The organism is Acidovorax sp. CF316 (genome assembly GCF_000276605.1).
Classification (GTDB): domain Bacteria; phylum Pseudomonadota; class Gammaproteobacteria; order Burkholderiales; family Burkholderiaceae_C; genus Acidovorax.
The window spans coordinates 1-18797 of sequence record NZ_AKJX01000214.1 but is presented as its reverse complement, the minus strand read 5'-3'; the positions used below and the strand labels follow the sequence as shown (position 1 = coordinate 18797).

20 protein-coding genes are annotated in these 18797 nt (G+C 67.4%); 10 read left to right on the top strand and 10 right to left on the bottom strand.

The window, feature by feature from the left end; genetic code table 11:
* Nucleotides 1–71: 71 nt before the first annotated feature.
* The 3 genes from PMI14_RS26405 to PMI14_RS26395 are packed head-to-tail and all read right to left on the bottom strand — an operon-like array spanning nt 72 to nt 2937.
* On the bottom strand, nt 72–362 hold the full coding sequence (locus PMI14_RS26405; protein ID WP_007859228.1) for a DUF1330 domain-containing protein: 291 nt from the start codon (nt 360–362) through the stop codon (nt 72–74).
* 3 nt (nt 363–365) lie between these two features.
* The gene (gene kdsA / locus PMI14_RS26400) at nt 366–1223 is read right to left on the bottom strand and encodes a 3-deoxy-8-phosphooctulonate synthase (protein WP_007859227.1); all 858 of its coding nucleotides are present in this window, start codon (nt 1221–1223) and stop codon (nt 366–368) included.
* A 40-nt stretch (nt 1224–1263) separates the two neighbouring features.
* Nucleotides 1264–2937 (bottom strand): CTP synthase, encoded by a 1674-nt coding sequence (locus PMI14_RS26395; RefSeq protein ID WP_007859226.1) that lies wholly within the window; start codon nt 2935–2937, stop codon nt 1264–1266.
* Between the two features lie 139 nt (nt 2938–3076).
* Between PMI14_RS26395 and coaBC the strand changes: the two genes are divergently transcribed.
* From coaBC to PMI14_RS26375, 4 genes are all read left to right on the top strand, one after another.
* Nucleotides 3077–4300 carry a bifunctional phosphopantothenoylcysteine decarboxylase/phosphopantothenate--cysteine ligase CoaBC gene (gene coaBC / locus PMI14_RS26390; protein ID WP_035205853.1) on the top strand — a complete coding sequence of 408 codons (1224 nt, stop codon included), beginning with the start codon at nt 3077–3079 and terminating at the stop codon, nt 4298–4300.
* Nucleotides 4301–4341: 41 nt separating this feature from the next.
* Nucleotides 4342–4839, top strand: coding sequence for a hypothetical protein (locus PMI14_RS26385; RefSeq protein WP_007859223.1), 498 nt, complete (start codon nt 4342–4344; stop codon nt 4837–4839).
* Nucleotides 4836–5282 carry a dUTP diphosphatase gene (gene dut, locus PMI14_RS26380; RefSeq protein ID WP_007859220.1) on the top strand — a complete coding sequence of 149 codons (447 nt, stop codon included), beginning with the start codon at nt 4836–4838 and terminating at the stop codon, nt 5280–5282. The genes PMI14_RS26385 and dut overlap by 4 nt, the downstream gene beginning before the upstream one ends.
* A gap of 218 nt (nt 5283–5500) precedes the next feature.
* A complete protein-coding gene (locus tag PMI14_RS26375; protein WP_007859218.1) occupies nt 5501–5995 on the top strand; it encodes a glycine zipper 2TM domain-containing protein in 495 nt (164 codons plus the stop codon).
* A 55-nt stretch (nt 5996–6050) separates the two neighbouring features.
* Here the strand turns inward: PMI14_RS26375 and PMI14_RS26370 are convergent, their stop codons facing one another.
* Nucleotides 6051–6575, bottom strand: coding sequence for a peptidylprolyl isomerase (locus tag PMI14_RS26370; RefSeq protein WP_007859216.1), 525 nt, complete (start codon nt 6573–6575; stop codon nt 6051–6053).
* Between the two features lie 53 nt (nt 6576–6628).
* Between PMI14_RS26370 and PMI14_RS26365 the strand changes: the two genes are divergently transcribed.
* From PMI14_RS26365 to PMI14_RS34410, 3 genes are all read left to right on the top strand, one after another.
* Nucleotides 6629–7768, top strand: coding sequence for a cupin domain-containing protein (locus PMI14_RS26365; RefSeq protein ID WP_007859215.1), 1140 nt, complete (start codon nt 6629–6631; stop codon nt 7766–7768).
* A 2-nt stretch (nt 7769–7770) separates the two neighbouring features.
* The gene (locus tag PMI14_RS26360) at nt 7771–8298 is read left to right on the top strand and encodes a hypothetical protein (protein WP_007859213.1); all 528 of its coding nucleotides are present in this window, start codon (nt 7771–7773) and stop codon (nt 8296–8298) included.
* A 215-nt stretch (nt 8299–8513) separates the two neighbouring features.
* On the top strand, nt 8514–8756 hold the full coding sequence (locus PMI14_RS34410; protein WP_081497403.1) for a hypothetical protein: 243 nt from the start codon (nt 8514–8516) through the stop codon (nt 8754–8756).
* A gap of 116 nt (nt 8757–8872) precedes the next feature.
* On the opposite strand, the gene PMI14_RS26355 is transcribed toward PMI14_RS34410, so the two are convergent.
* The 6 genes from PMI14_RS26355 to PMI14_RS26335 form a co-directional block, all read right to left on the bottom strand.
* On the bottom strand, nt 8873–9709 hold the full coding sequence (locus PMI14_RS26355) for an MBL fold metallo-hydrolase (protein WP_007859211.1): 837 nt from the start codon (nt 9707–9709) through the stop codon (nt 8873–8875).
* Between the two features lie 81 nt (nt 9710–9790).
* Complete coding sequence (gene bamC, locus PMI14_RS26350) at nt 9791–10885, bottom strand: outer membrane protein assembly factor BamC (protein ID WP_007859210.1); 1095 nt, start codon at nt 10883–10885, stop codon at nt 9791–9793.
* Between the two features lie 41 nt (nt 10886–10926).
* Nucleotides 10927–11823: a 4-hydroxy-tetrahydrodipicolinate synthase gene (gene dapA / locus PMI14_RS26345; protein ID WP_007859208.1), complete on the bottom strand. Its 897-nt coding sequence runs from the start codon at nt 11821–11823 to the stop codon at nt 10927–10929.
* A 32-nt stretch (nt 11824–11855) separates the two neighbouring features.
* Nucleotides 11856–12410 (bottom strand): bifunctional 2-polyprenyl-6-hydroxyphenol methylase/3-demethylubiquinol 3-O-methyltransferase UbiG, encoded by a 555-nt coding sequence (locus PMI14_RS26340; RefSeq protein ID WP_007859206.1) that lies wholly within the window; start codon nt 12408–12410, stop codon nt 11856–11858.
* Nucleotides 12411–12422: 12 nt separating this feature from the next.
* Complete coding sequence (locus PMI14_RS35360; RefSeq protein WP_007859204.1) at nt 12423–12590, bottom strand: hypothetical protein; 168 nt, start codon at nt 12588–12590, stop codon at nt 12423–12425.
* A 31-nt stretch (nt 12591–12621) separates the two neighbouring features.
* Nucleotides 12622–13839 carry an MFS transporter gene (locus tag PMI14_RS26335; protein WP_035205847.1) on the bottom strand — a complete coding sequence of 406 codons (1218 nt, stop codon included), beginning with the start codon at nt 13837–13839 and terminating at the stop codon, nt 12622–12624.
* Between the two features lie 117 nt (nt 13840–13956).
* Between PMI14_RS26335 and PMI14_RS26330 the strand changes: the two genes are divergently transcribed.
* The 3 genes from PMI14_RS26330 to parC all read left to right on the top strand — a co-directional run.
* Nucleotides 13957–15939 carry a DNA topoisomerase IV subunit B gene (locus PMI14_RS26330; protein ID WP_007859200.1) on the top strand — a complete coding sequence of 661 codons (1983 nt, stop codon included), beginning with the start codon at nt 13957–13959 and terminating at the stop codon, nt 15937–15939.
* Entirely contained in the window at nt 15911–16759 is an 849-nt protein-coding gene (locus PMI14_RS26325) for a lytic transglycosylase domain-containing protein (protein ID WP_007859198.1), read from the top strand. The genes PMI14_RS26330 and PMI14_RS26325 overlap by 29 nt, the downstream gene beginning before the upstream one ends.
* On the top strand, nt 16756–18797 hold a 2042-nt coding region (gene parC / locus PMI14_RS26320; RefSeq protein ID WP_007859196.1), incomplete at its 3' end, for a DNA topoisomerase IV subunit A. The genes PMI14_RS26325 and parC, both read left to right, overlap by 4 nt.

Below are 18797 nucleotides of genomic sequence, written 5' to 3'. Positions count from 1 at the left end.
CGAGCATTTGCAACGACGAGCGCGCGTGTTTTGGCGGCATGAGCGGGCATGGCGGGTTCGTTCGCACCTTCTCAGACGCCTTCCACGCAGACCATGCGCATGATCGCAGCGCCTTCGCGCGCGGCCTTGGCCTTCTGGTACTCAGGGGTGTCGTAGAAGGCGCGGGCCGCCTCGAAGCTCGGAAACTTGAGGATCACGGTGCGGCCGGGGTTCCAGTCGCCTTCCAGCACCTCGACCTTGCCGCCGCGCACGCACACCTCGGCACCATGGGCCTGCATGGCGATGGTGCTCCACTTGCGGTACTCCTCGTACTGCGTGGGGTTGGTGACGGTGACGGATGCGATGACGTAACCACTGCTCATGTCTCAGGCTCCAAAGTTGTTTTCGAGGAATCCGTTCTTCTTGGTGATGCCGTCCAGGGCCACCAGCGTCTCCAGCAGCGCCTTCATGTGCTTGAGCGGCACGGCGTTGGGGCCGTCGGACAGCGCATTGGCCGGGTCCGGGTGGGTTTCCATGAACAGGCCGGCCACGCCCACGGCCACGGCCGCACGCGCCAGCACCGGCACCATCTCGCGCTGGCCGCCGCTGCTGGTGCCGTTGCCGCCGGGCAGCTGCACCGAGTGCGTGGCATCGAACACCACCGGGGCATTCGTCTCGCGCATGATGGACAGGCTGCGCATGTCCGAGACCAGGTTGTTGTAGCCGAAGCTCGCACCGCGCTCGCAGGCCATGAAGCTGTCCTCGGGCAGGCCGGCGTCACGGGCGGCAGCGCGGGCCTTGTCGATCACGTTCTTCATGTCGTGGGGCGCGAGGAACTGGCCCTTCTTGATGTTCACCGGCTTGCCCGACTGCGCCACGGCGCGGATGAAGTCGGTCTGGCGGCACAGGAAGGCGGGTGTCTGCAGCACGTCGACCACCTTGGCGGCCTCGGTGATGTCGTCCTCGGTGTGCACGTCGGTGAGCACCGGCACACCCAGGTCCTTGCGGATCTTGGCCAGGATTTCGAGGCCCTTCTCGCGCCCCGGGCCGCGAAAGCTCGTGCCCGAGGATCGGTTGGCCTTGTCGAAGCTGCTCTTGAAGATGAACGGGATGCCCAGGGCGCCCGTGATCTCCTTGAGCTGCCCGGCCACGTCCATCTGCAGTTGCTCGGACTCGATCACGCAGGGGCCTGCGATGAGGAAGAAGCGGTGTTCCAGGCCGACGTCGAAGCCGCAGAGTTTCATGGCAGGGTCTCTTCTTTTTGAGGGTTGCTGGCGCCGGGGGTCAGGCCGCCTTGGCGGGCTGCTGTTGCAGGCCCTTCTGGTGTTCCACCGCCGCCTTGATGAAGGCGTTGAACAGCGGGTGGCCGTTCCAGGGCGTGGACTTGAACTCGGGGTGGAACTGCACGCCGATGAACCAGGGGTGCACGCTCTTGGGCAGCTCGACGATCTCGGTGAGCTGCTCGCGCTGCGTCAGTGCCGAGATCACCAGGCCCGCCTTGCGCAGCTGGTCCAGGTAGTTCACGTTGGCTTCGTAGCGGTGGCGGTGGCGCTCGGTCACGATGTTGCCGTAGATCTCGTGCGCCAGGGTGCCGGCCGAGACGTCCGAACTCTGCGCGCCCAGGCGCATGGTGCCGCCCAGGTCGGAGTTCTCGTCGCGCTGCTTGATGGTGCCGTCGGCGTCCTTCCACTCGGTGATCAGGGCGATCACGGGGTGGGGCGTAGCGGGCTCGAATTCGGTGCTGTTGGCATTCTTGAGGCCGGCCACGTGGCGCGCGTACTCGATGGTGGCGACCTGCATCCCCAGGCAGATGCCCAGGTAGGGCACGTGCTGCTCGCGGGCAAAGCGCGCGGTGCTGATCTTGCCTTCCACGCCGCGCGCGCCGAAGCCGCCGGGCACCAGGATGGCGTCGTACTTGGCGAGCTTCTCGGCCGCATCGCCGGCGTTGATGGTCTCGGAGTCCACGTGCTCGATCTTCACGCGCACATGGTTCTTCATGCCGGCGTGGCGCAGCGCCTCGTTCACCGACTTGTAGCTGTCCGACAAGTCCACGTACTTGCCGACCATGGCGATGGTCACCTCGCCCTGCGGGTGCTCGGTTTCGTAGACCAGCTGGTCCCAGCGCTTGAGGCTCGTGGGCGGGGTGTTCAGGCGCAGCTTGTCGCAGATCAGGCCATCGAGGCCCTGCTCGTGCAGCATGCGCGGCACCTTGTAGATGGTGTCCACGTCCCACATGCTGATCACGCCCCATTCGGGCACGTTGGTGAACAGCGAGATCTTGGCGCGTTCGTCCTCCGGCATGCGGCGGTCGGCCCGGCACAGCAGCGCGTCGGGCTGGATACCGATCTTGCGCAGTTCCTGCACGGTGTGCTGGGTGGGCTTGGTCTTGAGCTCGCCGGCCGCGGCGATCCACGGCACATAGGTCAGGTGCACGAAGGCGGCGTTGTTCGGGCCGAGCTTGAGGCTCAGCTGGCGCACGGCTTCGAGGAAGGGCAGGGACTCGATGTCGCCCACGGTGCCGCCGACTTCCACGATCGCCACGTCCACCGCATCGTCGGTGCCGACACCGGCGCCGCGCTTGATGTATTCCTGGATTTCGTTGGTGACGTGCGGGATCACCTGCACCGTCTTGCCCAGGTAATCGCCCCTGCGTTCCTTCTCCAGCACGCTCTGGTAGATGCGGCCGGTGGTGAAGTTGTTGGTCTTTTTCATGCGCGTTTCGATGAAACGCTCATAGTGACCCAGGTCGAGATCGGTTTCGGCGCCATCGTCCGTGACGAACACTTCGCCATGCTGGAACGGTGACATGGTGCCCGGGTCCACGTTGATGTACGGGTCGAGCTTGATGAGGGTGACTTTGAGGCCCCGCGATTCGAGGATCGCGGCAAGGGAGGCTGAGGCGATTCCCTTGCCCAGGGAAGACACCACACCGCCGGTGACGAAGACAAATTTGGTCATGTCTTTTTTGGTGGTGGGAAATTGGGATTATAGATGCCCGCCCGGCCTGGGCCCCGTCCATGGTCTTTTCACGGGGCCCGCTGCAGTGCCATCGGGCTGCCCGCAGGCGCTTGCGGCCCCGTCTGCTAAATTCGCGCCCATGAATGAGCTTGCTGGCAAACACATTGTTCTGGGACTGAGCGGGGGCGTGGCCTGCTACAAGGCGGCCGACCTGTGCCGCCAGCTCATCAAGGAGGGCGCCACCGTGCAGGTGGTGATGACCGAGGCGGCCGCGCAGTTCATCACGCCGGTGACCATGCAGGCCCTGTCGGGGCGGCCGGTCTACGGCTCGCAGTGGGATGCGCGCGAGCCCAACAACATGCCCCACATCAACCTCAGCCGCGAGGCCGACGCCATCCTGATTGCGCCCTGCAGCGCCGATTTCATCGCGCGGCTGGTGCAGGGCCGCTCCGACGAGCTGCTGAGCCTGCTGTGCCTGGCCCGCCCCATGGACACTGTGCCGCTGCTGCTGGCCCCGGCCATGAACCGCGAGATGTGGGCCCACCCCGCGACCCAGCGCAACCTGGCACAGGTCGCGAAGGACGGCGCCCGTGTGCTCGGCGTGGGCAATGGCGACCAGGCCTGCGGCGAGACCGGCGACGGCCGCATGCTCGAACCTCTGGAACTGCTCGACGAGCTGATCGCCTTCTTCGCGCCCAAGCCACTGGCCGGGCGCAAGGTGCTGATCACGGCCGGGCCGACCTTCGAGGCCATCGACCCGGTGCGCGGCATCACCAACCTGTCGAGCGGCAAGATGGGCTTTGCCATTGCCCGCGCCGCCCGCGAGGCCGGTGCCGAGGTGACCGTGGTGGCCGGGCCCGTGCACCTGCCCACGCCACGTGGCGTACAGCGCGTCAACGTGCAGTCGGCCCAGCAGATGCTGGCGGCGGTGATGGCGCTGGCGCCCACCTCGTCCGTCTTCGTTGCCACGGCGGCCGTGGCTGACTGGCGCCCGGCCACGCAGGCCTGTGAAAAGATCAAGAAGGATGGCTCGGGCCAGACCCCTACCCTGGCCTTCGTCGAGAACCCCGACATCCTGGCTACCGTGGCCCAGTTGCCCCAGGCGCTGTCGGGCGAGCTCTACTGCGTGGGCTTTGCGGCGGAAAGCCACGACCTGCTGGCCCATGCCACGGCCAAGCGCCTGCGCAAGAAAATCCCGCTGCTGGTGGGCAATATCGGGCCCGCCACCTTCGGCCAGGACGACAATGCCTTGCTGCTGGTGGACGAACATGGCCACCGCGAACTGCCCCTGGCTTCCAAGCGCTCCCTGGCGCAGGGTCTGGTGGCCGAGGTGGCGGCGCGGCTGCCCGCGCCGCGCGGTTGACGGTTTTCAGCCCATTTCCTTGACCCCTGCGGGGAGGCCTTATGACGATGCACTCGATCAAGCCCGAATGGGACACCCCGCCCAATGGCGACTTTGCCAGCTATGTGGAGCGCCTGAGCGCTGCGCAGGCGCTGCAGTCGGGGCGTGCACAGGCGGCCCATTCCGCGCAGGTGACGCAGTCCGGTGGCGTGGCCCCCGGGTCCGCGCAGGCCGCGGCCCGCCAGGGAGCAGGCAGCGCCAGCCCGGTGCCGCTGGCGGTGGCCCTGCCGCCCGATCTGCTGAAGGTGGTGGCGCCTTTCGTCGGCATGGTGCGCATTGCCCGCACCCTGCTGGCCGTGATCGCCGCGGTGCATGCGCTCACGCTGCTGATGGCGGGGCAGGGCTCCTGGTTCGTCTTGGCAGTGATGGCCGGCCTGTGGTGGTTCATGGGGATTGTGATCAATGCCGCGTCGGCGGGCACCGTGGTGGTGCCGCCTGCGGCTGTGAAGGAGCGCCAGCGGCAAGGGGCCCAGCAGCGCAAGACAGGAAACAAGAAGTGAAGATTGACGTCAAGATTCTCGACCCGCGCATGGCGGACCAATTGCCCGCCTACGCCACGCCCGGCAGTGCGGGGCTCGACCTCAGGGCCTGCCTGGACGCGCCGCTGACCCTCGAACCCAATGCCTGGCAGCTGGTGCCCACGGGCATTTCCATCTACCTCAAGGACCCCGGCTACGCCGCGCTGATCCTGCCGCGCTCGGGCCTGGGGCACAAGCACGGCATCGTGCTGGGCAACCTGGTGGGCCTGATCGACAGCGATTACCAGGGCCAGCTCATGGTGAGCGCCTGGAACCGCAGCAGCACGGCCTTCACACTCGAGCCCATGGAGCGGCTGGCGCAACTGGTCATCGTGCCCGTGGTGCAGGCGCAGTTCAATGTGGTCACGGAATTTCCCGCGTCCGAACGCGGCGAAGGGGGCTATGGCTCCACCGGCAAGGGCTGATTTGTAATCTGCGGCACAAACGCTTACGGGCGCCCGCGTGGCGTTCCTATCCTGTAGGTGAGGACTGACGCCACCGGGGTGCGCGGCCTGACGCGCCCATCCGCTGCCGGATGGCGTGGCGGGTAACTCCCCGGTGCTTCAATCTCTCCATTGCCTGGCGGTGAACGCTGCGGACCCGCAGCGATCTGCCTGGCGAGATTCATTCCAGGAGATCTGCCATGACCAAGACCCGTATCGCCACGCTGACCGGCTCCCTCATCCTCATCGGGAGCCTTGCCGCCTGCGGTGCCCCACCGCGCTCCGAGGAGTACTACGCTGGCGGCGGCTACCGTACAGCGGCGCCCGTCTACTCGTCGTCCAACCCGGTTCCGACCGAATTCGGCCGCGTGGCCAATATCGAGACGACGCAGACCCAGGGCTCGGGCCGCACCTCGGGTGCCGGTGCCGTGATCGGTGCCGTGGTCGGCGGTGTGCTAGGCAACGCCGTGGGTGGTGGCACAGGCCGCGTGGCCGCCACGGCCGTGGGTGTGCTGGGCGGTGCCGTGGCCGGCAACGCCGTGGAACGCCACAACAACAGCGGCGAGTACATCGGCTACCGCGTCTCGATCCAGCTGGACCAGGGCGGCTACCGTGCCTATGACGTGCCCTCGCCAGGTGATCTGCGCATCGGCGACCGCGTGCGCGTCTACGACGGCCAGATCCAGCGCATCTAAGCCTTTTTCCATGCAAAACGGGCCCTTCGGAGGGCCCGTTTTCTTTGGGGGGTGATCAGTGCAGCAGGTCGTTTCCGGGGGCCTGCGGCTGGACGCGGAAGAAGCCCGTGCCCGCGCTGCCCTGGCCAATCTCGTCCTCGGTCGCCTCACGCACCGACTGCACCTGCAGCTGCAGGCGCAGCGCAATGCCGGCCAGCGGGTGGTTGCCGTCCAGCACCACATGCTCCGGGTAAATTTCGGCCACCGTGTACAGAACGTCGCGCGGCGCGTCGGGGTTCACACCCTCGGGCAGGGCTGCGCCGTCGAAGGTCATGCCTTCCTCGATTTCCGGGGGGAACAGCGAGCGGGGCTCCAGGAACAGCAATTGGTCGTTGAAGTCGCCAAAGGCATCCTCGGGTTCCAGGTGCAGCGCCACCGAGGCCCCGGCACTGTGGCCCTGCAGGGCCTCCTCGATACGGGGCAGGAGGTCATCGCCCCCCACCAGGAACTCCACCGGCTCGTCGAGCACGTCGAGTTCCTCGCCAAGGGTGTCCTTGAGGATCCAGGTCAAAGCGACCACGCATTGTTCGGTAATTTCCATAGGAGAATTGTCGCAGTTTGACCAACCGCCCTGCAAAGGGCCGCACAGTACCCATGGACGCCCACCAACCCCTGACCCTTCTGGGCGGACTCACCCCTGCCCAGTTCATGCGCCGCCACTGGCACAAGAAGCCTCTCCTGGTGCGCCAGGCGATACCGGGCTTCGAGGCGCCGGTGCAGCGTGCCGCGCTGTTCGACCTGGCCGGGCAGGAGGGGGTGGAGTCGCGCCTGGTGCAGCAGCTGCGGGGCGCCTGGAAGCTGCGCCAGGGGCCGTTCACGCGCCGCGCGCTGCCCTCGCTCAAGCAGCCCGACTGGACGCTGCTGGTGCAGGGCGTGGACCTGCACGATGGCGGCGTGCACGCGCTGATGCAGCAGTTCCGCTTCGTGCCCGAGGCGCGCCTGGACGACCTCATGATCAGCTACGCCAGTGACGGCGGCGGCGTGGGCCCGCACTTCGACAGCTACGACGTGTTCCTGCTGCAGGCCCAGGGCCGGCGGCGCTGGCGCATCGGCCGCCAGAAGGACCTCGCACTCAAGGAGGGCATCCCCCTCAAGGTGCTGGCCGAGTTCGAGCCCGAAGAGGAGTTCGTGCTCGAGCCGGGCGACATGCTCTACCTGCCGCCGCGCTATGCGCACGATGGCGTGGCCGAGGGCGAGTGCATGACCTACTCCATCGGTTTTCGCGCGCCGGCGCGGGCCGAACTCGCCAACGAACTGCTCGTGCGCCTGACCGATGAGGGGGAGGAAGGCGACGTGCCGGTGCTTTACCGCGACCCCCGCCAGGAGGCCGTGGAGCAGCCCGCGGCCATCCCGGCCAGCCTGCAGGACTTTGCGCGCGAGGCGCTGGCGAAGGCCCTGGCCGAGCCTCTGGCGCTGGAGCGCGCGCTGGGCGAGTACCTGACCGAGCCCAAGCCCAATGTCTGGTTCGACCCCGACGAATCCGGCGCCATGATCGAGGGCGTGGTGCTGGACCGCCGCACCCGCATGATGTATGACGCGCAGCATGTGTTCATCAACGGCGAAAGCTACCGTGCCGCCGGCCGCGACGCCACGCTGATGCGGCGCCTGGCCGACCAGCGGCGCCTGTCCGAGCGGGAGCTGGCGCGCGCCAGCGACGATGCGCTGGAACTGATATCGTCCTGGTGCGATGCAGGATGGGCCCATTCCGATACCGAGGAACCGCAGGAGGATTGACCGTGACGCAGGATTCGAGCACCCCACCGTCTGTCGTTTTGCCAAGCGAGCTGCCTTCGGGCCGGTTTGCCAGCCGCGAGACCTTCATTCAACTGGTGCGCGATGCGCTGGCCACGGCGGCGCGCGAGGGCTGGGGAGAAATCGTGGTCAGCGACGCGAATTTCCACGACTGGCCGCTGGGCGAGCGTGCGGTGGCCGAATCGCTGCAGGCCTGGGCGAAGACGGGCCGGCGCTTCACCATGCTGGCCGGCTCCTACGACGACGTGATCCGCCGCCACGCGCGCTTTGTGCGCTGGCGTGGCACCTGGGACCACATCATCACCTGCCGGCGCGCCGGATCGGCCGATCCGCTCGACATTCCCAGTGTGTTATGGTCGCCGCAATGGGTGATGCACCGGCTGGACCCTGAGCGCTGTGTGGGCGTCACGGGCACGGAGCCCGATCGGCGAGTGCTGGTGCGTGAAACGCTCAACGACTGGCTGCACGGAAAAAGTGCACCGGGCTTCCCGGCCTCCACCCTGGGTTTGTAGGACAAGCACCCGACTTGGTGTTTCCAGGCCTTGCACCATGTGAAGGCATGGTAAACCTTGCATCGGTGTTAGTCAGTATTGACTAAATGCCAATATAATCGGCGGCTGCGCCGAAATGGTGCTACTCAAGTGCACTGTGCCAATGCGCAAGGGCTTTTCAGGAGCCGGGCGCTGTGGCTTTTCAAGATTCTGTCTGTCCAACTAGGAAAAATCCAATGAAGAACTCTCTCGTTCTGGCCGCCCTGATCGCTGCTGCTGCCCTCGCTGCTTGCGGCAAGAAGGAAGAACCCGCTCCTGCACCAGCACCCGCACCCGTGGTTGCCCCTGCTCCAGCCGCTTCCGAGCCAGCTCCAGCACCTGCCGCTTCCGACGCAGCTCCTGCCGCTTCGGACGCAGCCGCTGCTGCCAACGCTGCCGCCACGGCCGCTACTGCTGCTGCCAGCGCTGCTTCGAACTAAGCACGCCTGAACCCTGGCCGCGCCCCGGCGCCGGCCTGTGGTTCGGAAGCCCGCCCTCGACAGAGCGCGGGTTTTTTTTCGCCCGCCCGCAGGGCACTCGGCCAGGCGGACAGTGCTCAGAAGAGCGATGTGGGCAGGGGTGGTGGCGACAGGGGGCCGCTGGGAGCGGGTTGCTCGCCCACCGTCAGCCAGCCTGTCCCATGGGCCTGGTCGGCCACGGCGATCAGCTCTGGCGCCCATTGCAGCGCGCCCGCCAGTGCCTGGCGGGCCAGCTCGGGCGTGTTGTTGCGTGCGCTCAGGTGGGCCGCCACCACCCATTTGAGGCCATCGTGCCGCACCGCCTGCACGATGGCGGCCGTGGCCTGGTTGGCCAGGTGGCCGTAGGCGCCCCCCACGCGGCGCTTGAGGAAGGCCGGGTAGGCCGAGGCGGCCAGCAGGTCCGGGCAGTGGTTGGCCTCGATGAACAGGGCGTGGCAGCCCGCCACCTGTTGCAGCACATGGGGCGTGGCATGGCCCAGGTCGGTGAGCAGGGCCAGGTCGTGGGCGCCGTCGGTGCAGCGCAGCTGCAGGGGTTCGCGCGCATCGTGCGGCACCGTGAACGGCCGAAACGACAGGGGGCCGAGTTCGATCCCCTGCATGTCCTGCGCCACCTGCAGCAAGCCATCGAAATCCGGCGCACCGATGGCCATGTGCGTGCCCTGGCTCATCCACACCGGGATGCGGTGGCGCAGGGCCAGCAGGTGCGCGCAGCCGATGTGGTCCGAGTGCTCATGGGTGATGAACAGGCCGTCGATCTGCGCGATCTGCAGGCCGGCTGCCGCCAGGCGGGTCTCGAGCTGGCGCGGGCCGATGCCGCAGTCGACCAGCAGGCGGCGCGTGTGCAGGCCGTCGCTGGCCTCCACCACCGTCGCATTGCCGGCGCTGCCGCTGGCGAGGTTCTTCAAACGCAGCATGGTCTCAAATGCATTGCGCCTGGGCCCCACCCCGTGGGGTGGCGTCCAGGCGCAACAAGGGGGATCAGGTCTCGGTGGGGCTTACTTGAGCTCGTCCGCGATCACGCGCACGATGCGCTCGGCGTTGGCCGAGGATTCGGGCGAACCACCTTCGTTGAGCACCGACACGGTGGTCGACTCACCCTGGCTGCGCACCACGATGCGGTACTTGAGCGGCGGCACGGCGGCCGGCGAGCGGCTGAACAGCTTGCCGAAGAAGCCGGCCTCCTTCTTGTCGGCATTGGGGGCCACGTAGCGCACGAAGTACACGCCGTCATTGCGGTTGCGGTCTTCCACGGTGAAGCCGGTGCGGTCCAGCGCCACGCCGACACGGCGCCAGGCGCGGTCGAAGCCTTCGTTGATCTGCACCACGGGCACGTTGTTCACCGTGGTCACGTTCGCCGATTGGGCCACCGGCGCGGCGGCGGCCACGACGGCCTTGGACTGCTCCTGGCTCACGCCCAGCCTGACCATCAGGCGGCGCAGGAATTCGGTCTCCAGCTCGGGGTCGGCCGCGCGGGGCTGCCAGACGGTCTGGTCCTTGGTGGTGTTGCTGTAGACCTCAACCATGCCGCGGTGCGTGATGTAGACCTCGGTGCCGCCGGCGGCATTGCGCTCCAGGCGGGTGCGGAAGCGGTCACGTTCGCCCGTGGAATACAGCGAGTCGATCACCTTGCCCAGCGTGGAGCGGATCAGGTCCTGCGGCAGCTTGGCGCGGTTCTCGGCCCAGTCGGTTTCCATGATGCCCAGGTTGGCCTGGTCCAGGTCCAGCGTGAAGCCGTTCTCCAGCCAGAAGTCGCGCACGGGCTCCCACAGCTTGTCGGCGGGGCGGTCTATCACCAGCCAGCGCTTGTTGCCTTCGCGCTGGATGCGCACGTCACCCAGCTGCGCAGCGGCCGCATTGGCCGTGCCCGAGGGTTGGGCGGCCTGGCTGGCCTGCAGGGCTGCGGCCGACACGGCACCGCCCGGCACGTTGTAGCGGGAGTCGCGCGAGAGCTGCGTGAGGTCCGGAGGCACCTCCAGCGTGGAGCCCTTGGCAGCGCTCTTGTAGTCGATCTTGTCGCCTTCGAGGGCGGAGCAGGCGGACAGTGCCAGGGCAAGGGCCAGCAGGCCCGCTCGGGTAGTAACAGCGTTCACGCGAAATTCCTTGGAGTGTCAGGGTTCGGGCGCAGCCCGGGTTAGATCAGGCTGGCGGAGCGCAGGGCCGCCTCGACCACCGCTTCATTGGCCGGGCTCAGCGGGGTCATGGGCAGGCGCAGTGTGCCACCGCACAGGCCCATGCGGGCCACGGCCCACTTCACGGGAATGGGGTTGGCTTCGACGAAGAGCTGCTTGTGCACGGGCATCAGCTGGAACTGGATTTCCATGGCGCGCTGGACATTGCCCGAGGTAGCGGCCACGCACAGCTCATGCATCAGGCGCGGGGCCACGTTGGCGGTCACGCTCACGTTGCCATGGCCGCCGCACAGCATCAGGGCCACGGCGGTCGGATCGTCACCCGAGTAGATGCCGAAGCCCTTGGGGGCTTCGCGGATCAGCCACTGCGCGCGTTCGATGTTGCCCGTGGCTTCCTTGATGCCGATGATGCCGGGCACCTGGGCCAGGCGCAGCACGGTGTCGTGCTGCATGTCGGCCACGGAGCGGCCGGGCACGTTGTACAGGATGGTGGGCAGGTCGCCCACGGCCTCGGCGATGGCCTTGAAATGCTGGTACTGGCCCTCTTGCGTGGGCTTGTTGTAGTAGGGCACGACCTGCAGCTGCGTGTCGGCACCGACCTTCTTGGCGAAGCGGGCCAGCTCGATGGCCTCGGCCGTGGAGTTGGCGCCGCAGCCGGCCATGATGGGCACGCGCTTGGCCGCCTGCTCCACCGACACGCGGATGATCTCGCAGTGTTCCTCGACGTTCACCGTGGGGGATTCGCCCGTGGTGCCCACGACGCCGATGCAGTCGGTGCCTTCGGCGATGTGCCAGTCGATCAGTTTGCGCAGCGCTGGATAGTCGACGCTACCGTCCTCATGCAAGGGGGTGACGAGGGCGACGATGCTGCCAGTGAGTGGCACTAAGGAAGATGTCATGTCCGCAGTGGTGAACGGGATAAAAGAGCATTCTAACTAGCCGGACCGGCCAGCAGATGTCTTGAGGGTGCCCCGGCGTGCGCAAGTTCCCGGATGGCCGTGATGCGCTGCACGAAACGCGCAGGTTCTTCGAGGAAGCCGTCCTCGTAGGCCACGGTGCGCAGCCCGCTGCAGGCCGCCAGCAATTCGCCCGGTTGCAGCAGGAATTCGGGCCGCGCTGGGCGGCCCACCGTTTCGTTACCGTGTGCAAAGGTTTCGTAGACCAGTACGCCGCCCGGCGCCAGGCTGGCCAGCAGGGTGGGAAACAGCGGCCGCCAGAGGTAGTTGGTGACCACCACGGCGCCGAACTGTCGCCCGGCAAAGGGCCAGGGGCCGTTTTCGATGTCGGCGCAGACCATTTCGCCGAGCGGGGCTCCTGCGGCCACCGCCTCGGGGGATCGGTCCACCCCCACCACCGCATGGCCCAGGCTGTGCAGCCAGCGCAGGTGGCGGCCGACACCGCAGGCCACGTCGAGCACGGTGCTCTGGGGCGCGATCAGGGCCGACCAGCGGCGTACCCAGTCCGAGGGGGTGTCAGATCCGTGCATGCGCGCTATCTATCAGAAGCAGTTCCACAACTGGTCGGCCAGCATCACCATGAATTCGGGCACGGTGTACAGGCCGAACACCGCCAGGCAGGCCAGGACGGCCGCCGCCCAGGCCAGCACCCGCCACACCAGCGGCAGGGCCGGGGGGCGGTCAGGTGGGTGGTCGGGCGCGGAGTGCATGGTCAGGCCTGGAAAAAGGGGTTGCCAGCGATCATGCCGGCACGGGCGCCGCACGCTGGATAGGGCTTTCCTTGACGGGGAGGTTCACCAGCGCGGCGAAGATACCCAGCGCGATGGAGATGTACCAGACGATGTCGTAGCTGCCCGTGGCATCGTACAGGTAGCCGCCCAGCCACACCCCCAGGAAGCTGCCGATCTGGTGGCTGAAGAACACGAAGCCGCCCAGCATGGACAGATGCTGCACGCCGAAGATCTGGGCAATCGTGGCATTCGTCGGCGGGATGGTGGACAGCCACAGCGTGCCCATCACGGCCGAGAAGACATAGACCGAGGCCGGCGACAGTGGCACCACCAGGAAGATGGCGATGGCCACGGCCCGCGCAAAGTAGATGAAGGCCAGGATGAAGCGTTTTTGCAGGCGCTGGCCCAGGGTGCCTGCAATGTAGGTGCCGAACACGTTGAACAGGCCGATCAGCGCCAGCGCATAGCTCGCCACCTGGGGCGACAGGCCATGGTCCTTGAGGTAGCTGGGCATGTGCACGCCGATGAACACCACCTGGAAACCGCAGACGAAGTAGCCGGCCATCAGCAGCGTGAAGCTGGGGTAGCGGAAGGCCTCGAACAGCGCCTGGGCAATGGTCTGGTCGCGCTTGACCGGGGCCGTGCCCTTGAAGCCCGGCTCGCGCAGGCCGAAGGCCAGGGGCGCGATGAGCAGCACCGCCAGCGACAGGGTCAGCAGCGCCTGCTGCCAGCCGAAGCTGGCGATCAGCCAGCCCTCCATGGGCACCATGAGGAACTGGCCGAAGGAGCCGGCCGCCGCGGCCACGCCCATGGCCCAGGAGCGCTTTTCGGGCGCGATTTGGCGGCCCAGCACTCCGTAGATCACCGCATAGGTGGTGCCCGCTTGGGCGGCGCCGATCAGCACGCCCGTGGTCAGCGCGAACAGCAGCGGCGTGGGCGACAGGGCCATGCCCGCCAGGCCCGCGGCGTAGAGGGCGGCGCCGGCCAGCAGCACGCGGAAGGCGCCGAAGCGGTCGGCCGCCATGCCGGCAAAGATGCCGATCAGGCCCCAGGAGAGGTTCTGGATGGCGATGGCCAGGGCAAAGGACTGGCGCGTCCAGCCCATTTCCTGGGTGATGGGCAGCAGCCACAGGCCAAAGCCGTGGCGGATACCCATGGACAGGGTCACGATGGCCGCGCCGCACGCGAGCACCTGGAACATGGACAGTTTCGGAGGATGCATAGACATGCGCAGAATGTAGCCAGATTGGCCGCAATCTGCCCGCACACCACCAAACAGTACAGTTGGGGGTGATGTGGCTGTATTTTTATACAGTCTTTGCTGCGTCGCACTACAATCCGCCGCATGTCTGCCAAACCGTCTCCCGTCTCCGCCAGCGAATATTCCGAAGGCTCGATCCGCGTGCTCAAGGGCCTGGAGCCCGTCAAGCAGCGCCCGGGCATGTACACCCGCACCGACAACCCCCTGCACATCATCCAGGAGGTGCTGGACAACGCCGCCGACGAGGCGCTCGCCGGCCATGGCAAGAAGATCAAGGTCACGCTGCACACCGACGGCTCGGTCAGCATCGAGGACGACGGGCGCGGCATCCCCTTCGGCATGCACCCCGAGGAGAACGCCCCGGTGATCGAGCTGGTGTTCACCCGCCTGCACGCGGGCGGCAAGTTCGACAAGGGCAAGGGCGGTGCCTACAGCTTCTCGGGTGGCCTGCACGGCGTGGGTGTGAGCGTGACCAATGCCCTGGCCACCCGCCTGGAAGTGAGCAGCCACCGCGAGGGCAAGGTCGCGCGGCTGGTGTTCTCGGCCGGCGACGTGGTCGAGCCCCTGGTGACCCGCGCGCTGGAAGCGGGCGAGCGCAAGCAGGGCACGACCGTGCGCGCCTGGCCCGATGCCAAGTATTTCGAGTCGAGCGCGCTGCCCATGGGCGAGCTGACCCACCTGCTGCGCAGCAAGGCCGTGCTCATGCCCGGCGTGTCGGTGACACTGGTCAACGAGAAGACGCGCGACACCCAGACCTGGCAGTACAAAGGCGGACTGCGCGACTACCTGATGCAGACGCTCAGCGGCGACCCGGTGATCCCGCTCTTCGAGGGCGAAGGCTTTGCCGACCGCAACAACGAGAGTTTTGCCGAGGGCGAGGGCGCCTCCTGGTGCGTGGCCTTCACCGAAGACGGCCAGCCCATGCGCGAGAGCTACGTCAACCTGATCCCCACCAGCGCTGGCGGCACGCACGAAAGCGGTCTGCGCGACGGCCTGTTCAACGCCGTCAAGAGCTTCATCGAGCTGCACAGCCTGCTGCCCAAAGGCGTCAAGCTGCTGCCCGAGGACGTGTTCGCGCGTGCCAGCTACGTGCTCTCGGCCAAGGTGCTGGACCCGCAGTTCCAGGGCCAGATCAAGGAGCGGCTGAACTCGCGCGACGCGGTGCGCCTGGTCTCGGGCTTCGTGCGCCCGGCGCTCGAACTCTGGCTCAACCAGCATGTGGACTACGGCAAGAAGCTGGCCGAGCTGGCCATCAAGGCCGCGCAGACGCGCCAGAAGGCCGGCCAGAAGGTCGAAAAGCGCAAGGGCTCGGGCGTGGCCGTGCTGCCCGGCAAGCTCACCGACTGCGAAAGCAAGGACATTGCCCACAACGAAGTCTTCCTGGTCGAGGGCGACTCGGCCGGCGGCAGTGCCAAGATGGGCCGTGACAAGGAAAGCCAGGCCATCCTGCCGCTGCGCGGCAAGGTGCTCAACACCTGGGAGGTGGAGCGCGACCGCCTGTTCGCCAACAACGAGATCCACGACATCTCGGTGGCCATCGGCGTGGACCCGCACGGCCCCAATGACACGCCCGACCTGTCGGGCCTGCGCTATGGCAAGGTCTGCATCCTTTCGGACGCCGACGTGGACGGCTCGCACATCCAGGTGCTGCTGCTCACGCTGTTCTTCCGCCACTTCCCCAAGCTCATCGAAACCGGCCATATCTACGTGGCACGCCCCCCGCTGTTCCGCGTGGACGTGCCGGCCCGCGGCAAGAAGCCGGCCGCCAAGATGTATGCGCTGGACGATGGCGAGCTCACCGCCATCCTCGACAAATGCGCCAAGGACGGCGTGGCGCGCGAAAAGTGCCAGATCAGCCGCTTCAAGGGCCTGGGCGAGATGAACGCCGAGCAGCTGTGGGAAACCACGCTCAACCCCGACACCCGCCGCCTGCTGCCCGTGCAACTGGGCGACATGGACTTCGCCCAGACCGAGGACCTGATCACCAAGCTCATGGGCAAGGGCGAGGCGGCCTCGCGGCGCGAGCTGATGGAACTGCATGGTGATGCGGTCGAGATCGACATCTGAGCGGCTGCGACTGCTGTGCGCGGGCCTGCTGCTGGGCCTGGTGCAGACGGCCGCCCATGCCGACCTCTGGGCCTATGTCGACCCGCGCGGCGTGACGCACTTCGCACCCGAGCAGGTGGATGCCAACTACCAGCTGTTCTTCAAGGGCAACGAGTTCGACTCCACGCGCGATGCGCCCGCTGGCGCGGCCACCCTGCCCCATGCCCTGCCGCCCGCCGGGGCCCGGCTGCTGGCGTTCTTCGACATCGCGCCCGACTACAAGCGCGTCAAGCACCACCTGCGCGCGGCGGCGGCCAAGCACGAGGTGGACTACGAGCTGCTGCAGGCGCTGATCGCCACGGAGTCGGGCTTCGATGCCGATGCTGTGTCGCCCAAGGGCGCAGTGGGGCTGATGCAGGTGATGCCGGCCACGGCCGCCCGCTTCGGCGTGAGCGCCGACGCCAGGCGCTCGGTGGAAAAGAAGCTCACCGATCCAGCCGTGAACGTGCCCACCGGCACCCGCTACCTGCGCCACCTGCTCGACCTGTTTCCCGAGCGCCTGGACCTGGCACTGGCTGCCTACAACGCGGGCGAGGGTGCGGTGCAGCGTGCGGGCAACCAGATCCCGGCCTACAAGGAAACGCAGAACTACGTGCGCACGGTGATGGGGCTGTACACGCAGCTCAAGCCCCCGGCTCCGGTGAAGGCGCAGCGCGCCGTCTCCGGCCGGGTGCGCATGGAACTGCAGGGCGGTGCCCTGAACCGGGGGAACCTTCCGCCCAACCGCGTGGCGCAGACGCCCGCAATGACCGAACCTCCTGAATCCAGCAAGAACGAATGAGCGACCAACCCACTCTCGATTTCCCGGCCTCCGACGACGGCGGCGACTCCCTGGGCCTGGCCGGCTACGCCCAGCGCGCCTACCTGGAGTACGCGCTCTCGGTCGTGAAGGGCCGGGCCCTGCCCGACGTGTGCGATGGCTTGAAGCCTGTGCAGCGGCGCATCCTGTACTCCATGGACCGCATGGGCCTGGGCTACAGCGGCCCCACGCGCAACACGGCGGCCAAGCCGGTCAAGAGCGCCCGTGTGGTGGGCGACGTGCTGGGCCGCTTCCACCCGCACGGCGACCAGTCGGCCTACGACGCACTGGTGCGCATGGCGCAGGACTTTGCCCAGCGCTACCCGCTGATCGACGGCCAGGGCAACTTCGGCAGCCGCGACGGCGATGGCGCGGCGGCCATGCGCTACACCGAGGCGCGCCTGTCGCGCATCACCAGCCTGCTGCTCGACGAGATCGACGAGGGCACGGTCGACTTCATGCCCAACTACGACGGCTCTACCTCCGAGCCGCGCCAGTTGCCCGCGCGGCTGCCGTTTGCGCTGCTCAACGGTGCCAGCGGCATCGCCGTGGGCCTGGCCACCGAGATCCCGAGCCACAACCTGCGTGAGATCGCCGATGCCTGCGTGGCGCTGATCAAGACGCCTGCACTCTCGCAGGAAGACCTGCTGGCCCTGGTGCCCGGCCCCGACTACCCCGGTGGCGGGCAGATCATCAGCGCTGCGTCCGACATCGCCGACGCCTACCGCACCGGCCGCGGCAGCCTCAAGGTGCGCGCGCGCTGGAAGATCGAGGAACTCGCGCGCGGCCAGTGGCAGCTGGTGGTCAACGAGCTGCCGCCGGGCGTGAGCTCGCAGAAGGTGCTCGAGGAGATCGAGGAGATCACCAACCCCAAGGTCAAGGCCGGCAAGAAGGCGCTGAGCCAGGACCAGACCCAGCTCAAGGCCAGCATGCTGGCCGTGCTGGACGTGGTGCGCGACGAGTCGAGCAAGGATGCGCCGGTGCGCCTGGTGTTCGAGCCCAAGACCGGCAAGACCCCGCAGCAGGAGCTGATCACCGCGCTGCTGGCGCACACCAGCCTGGAAACCTCGGCACCGATCAACCTGACCATGGTCGGCCTGGACGGCCGGCCGGTGCAGAAGTCGCTGCGCCTGATGCTGGAGGAGTGGATCTCCTTTCGCCAGACCACCATAACCCGCCGATCGCAGCACCGCCTGGGCAAGGTGCTGGACCGCATCCACATCCTCGAAGGGCGGCAGCTCGTGCTGCTCAACATCGATGAAGTGATCGCCATCATCCGCCAGTCCGACGATCCCAAGGCCGCGCTGATAGCCCGCTTTGCATTGAGCGATCGCCAGGCCGAGGACATCCTGGAACTGCGCCTGCGCCAGCTGGCGCGGCTCGAAGCCATCAAGATCGAGCAGGATCTCAAGGAACTGCGCGACAGCCAAAGCAAGCTGGAAGACATCCTGAACAACCCCGGCTCGCTGCGCCGCCTGATGGTCAAGGAGATCGAGGCCGATGCCAAGACCTTCGCCGACCCGCGCCGCACGCTGATCCAGGCCGAGAAGAAGGCCGTGGCCGAGGTCAAGGTGGTGGACGAGCCCGTGACCGTGGTGGTCTCGCAAAAGGGCTGGGTGCGTGCGCGCACCGGCCACGGCCACGAGGCCGCAAGCTTTGCCTTCAAGGCCGGCGACGGCCTTTACCGCACCTTCGAGTGCCGTACGGTCGACACCCTGCTGGCCTTCGGCAGCAATGGGCGGGTGTACTCGGTGCCGGTGTCGGTGCTGCCCGGCGCGCGCGGCGATGGCCAGCCCGTGACCACGTTGATCGAGCTTGAATCGGGCACGCAGCTCCTGCACTACTTCGCGGGGCCGGCCAGTGCCAGCCTGCTGATGTCCAACTCGGGCGGCTACGGTTTCCTGGCCTCGGTGGAGAACATGGTCTCGCGCCAGAAGGGCGGCAAGGCCTTCCTCACGCTGGGAGAGGGCGAGACCGTCTGCCCGCCCTCGCATGCCGCGGGCAGCACCGGCGGCCAGCC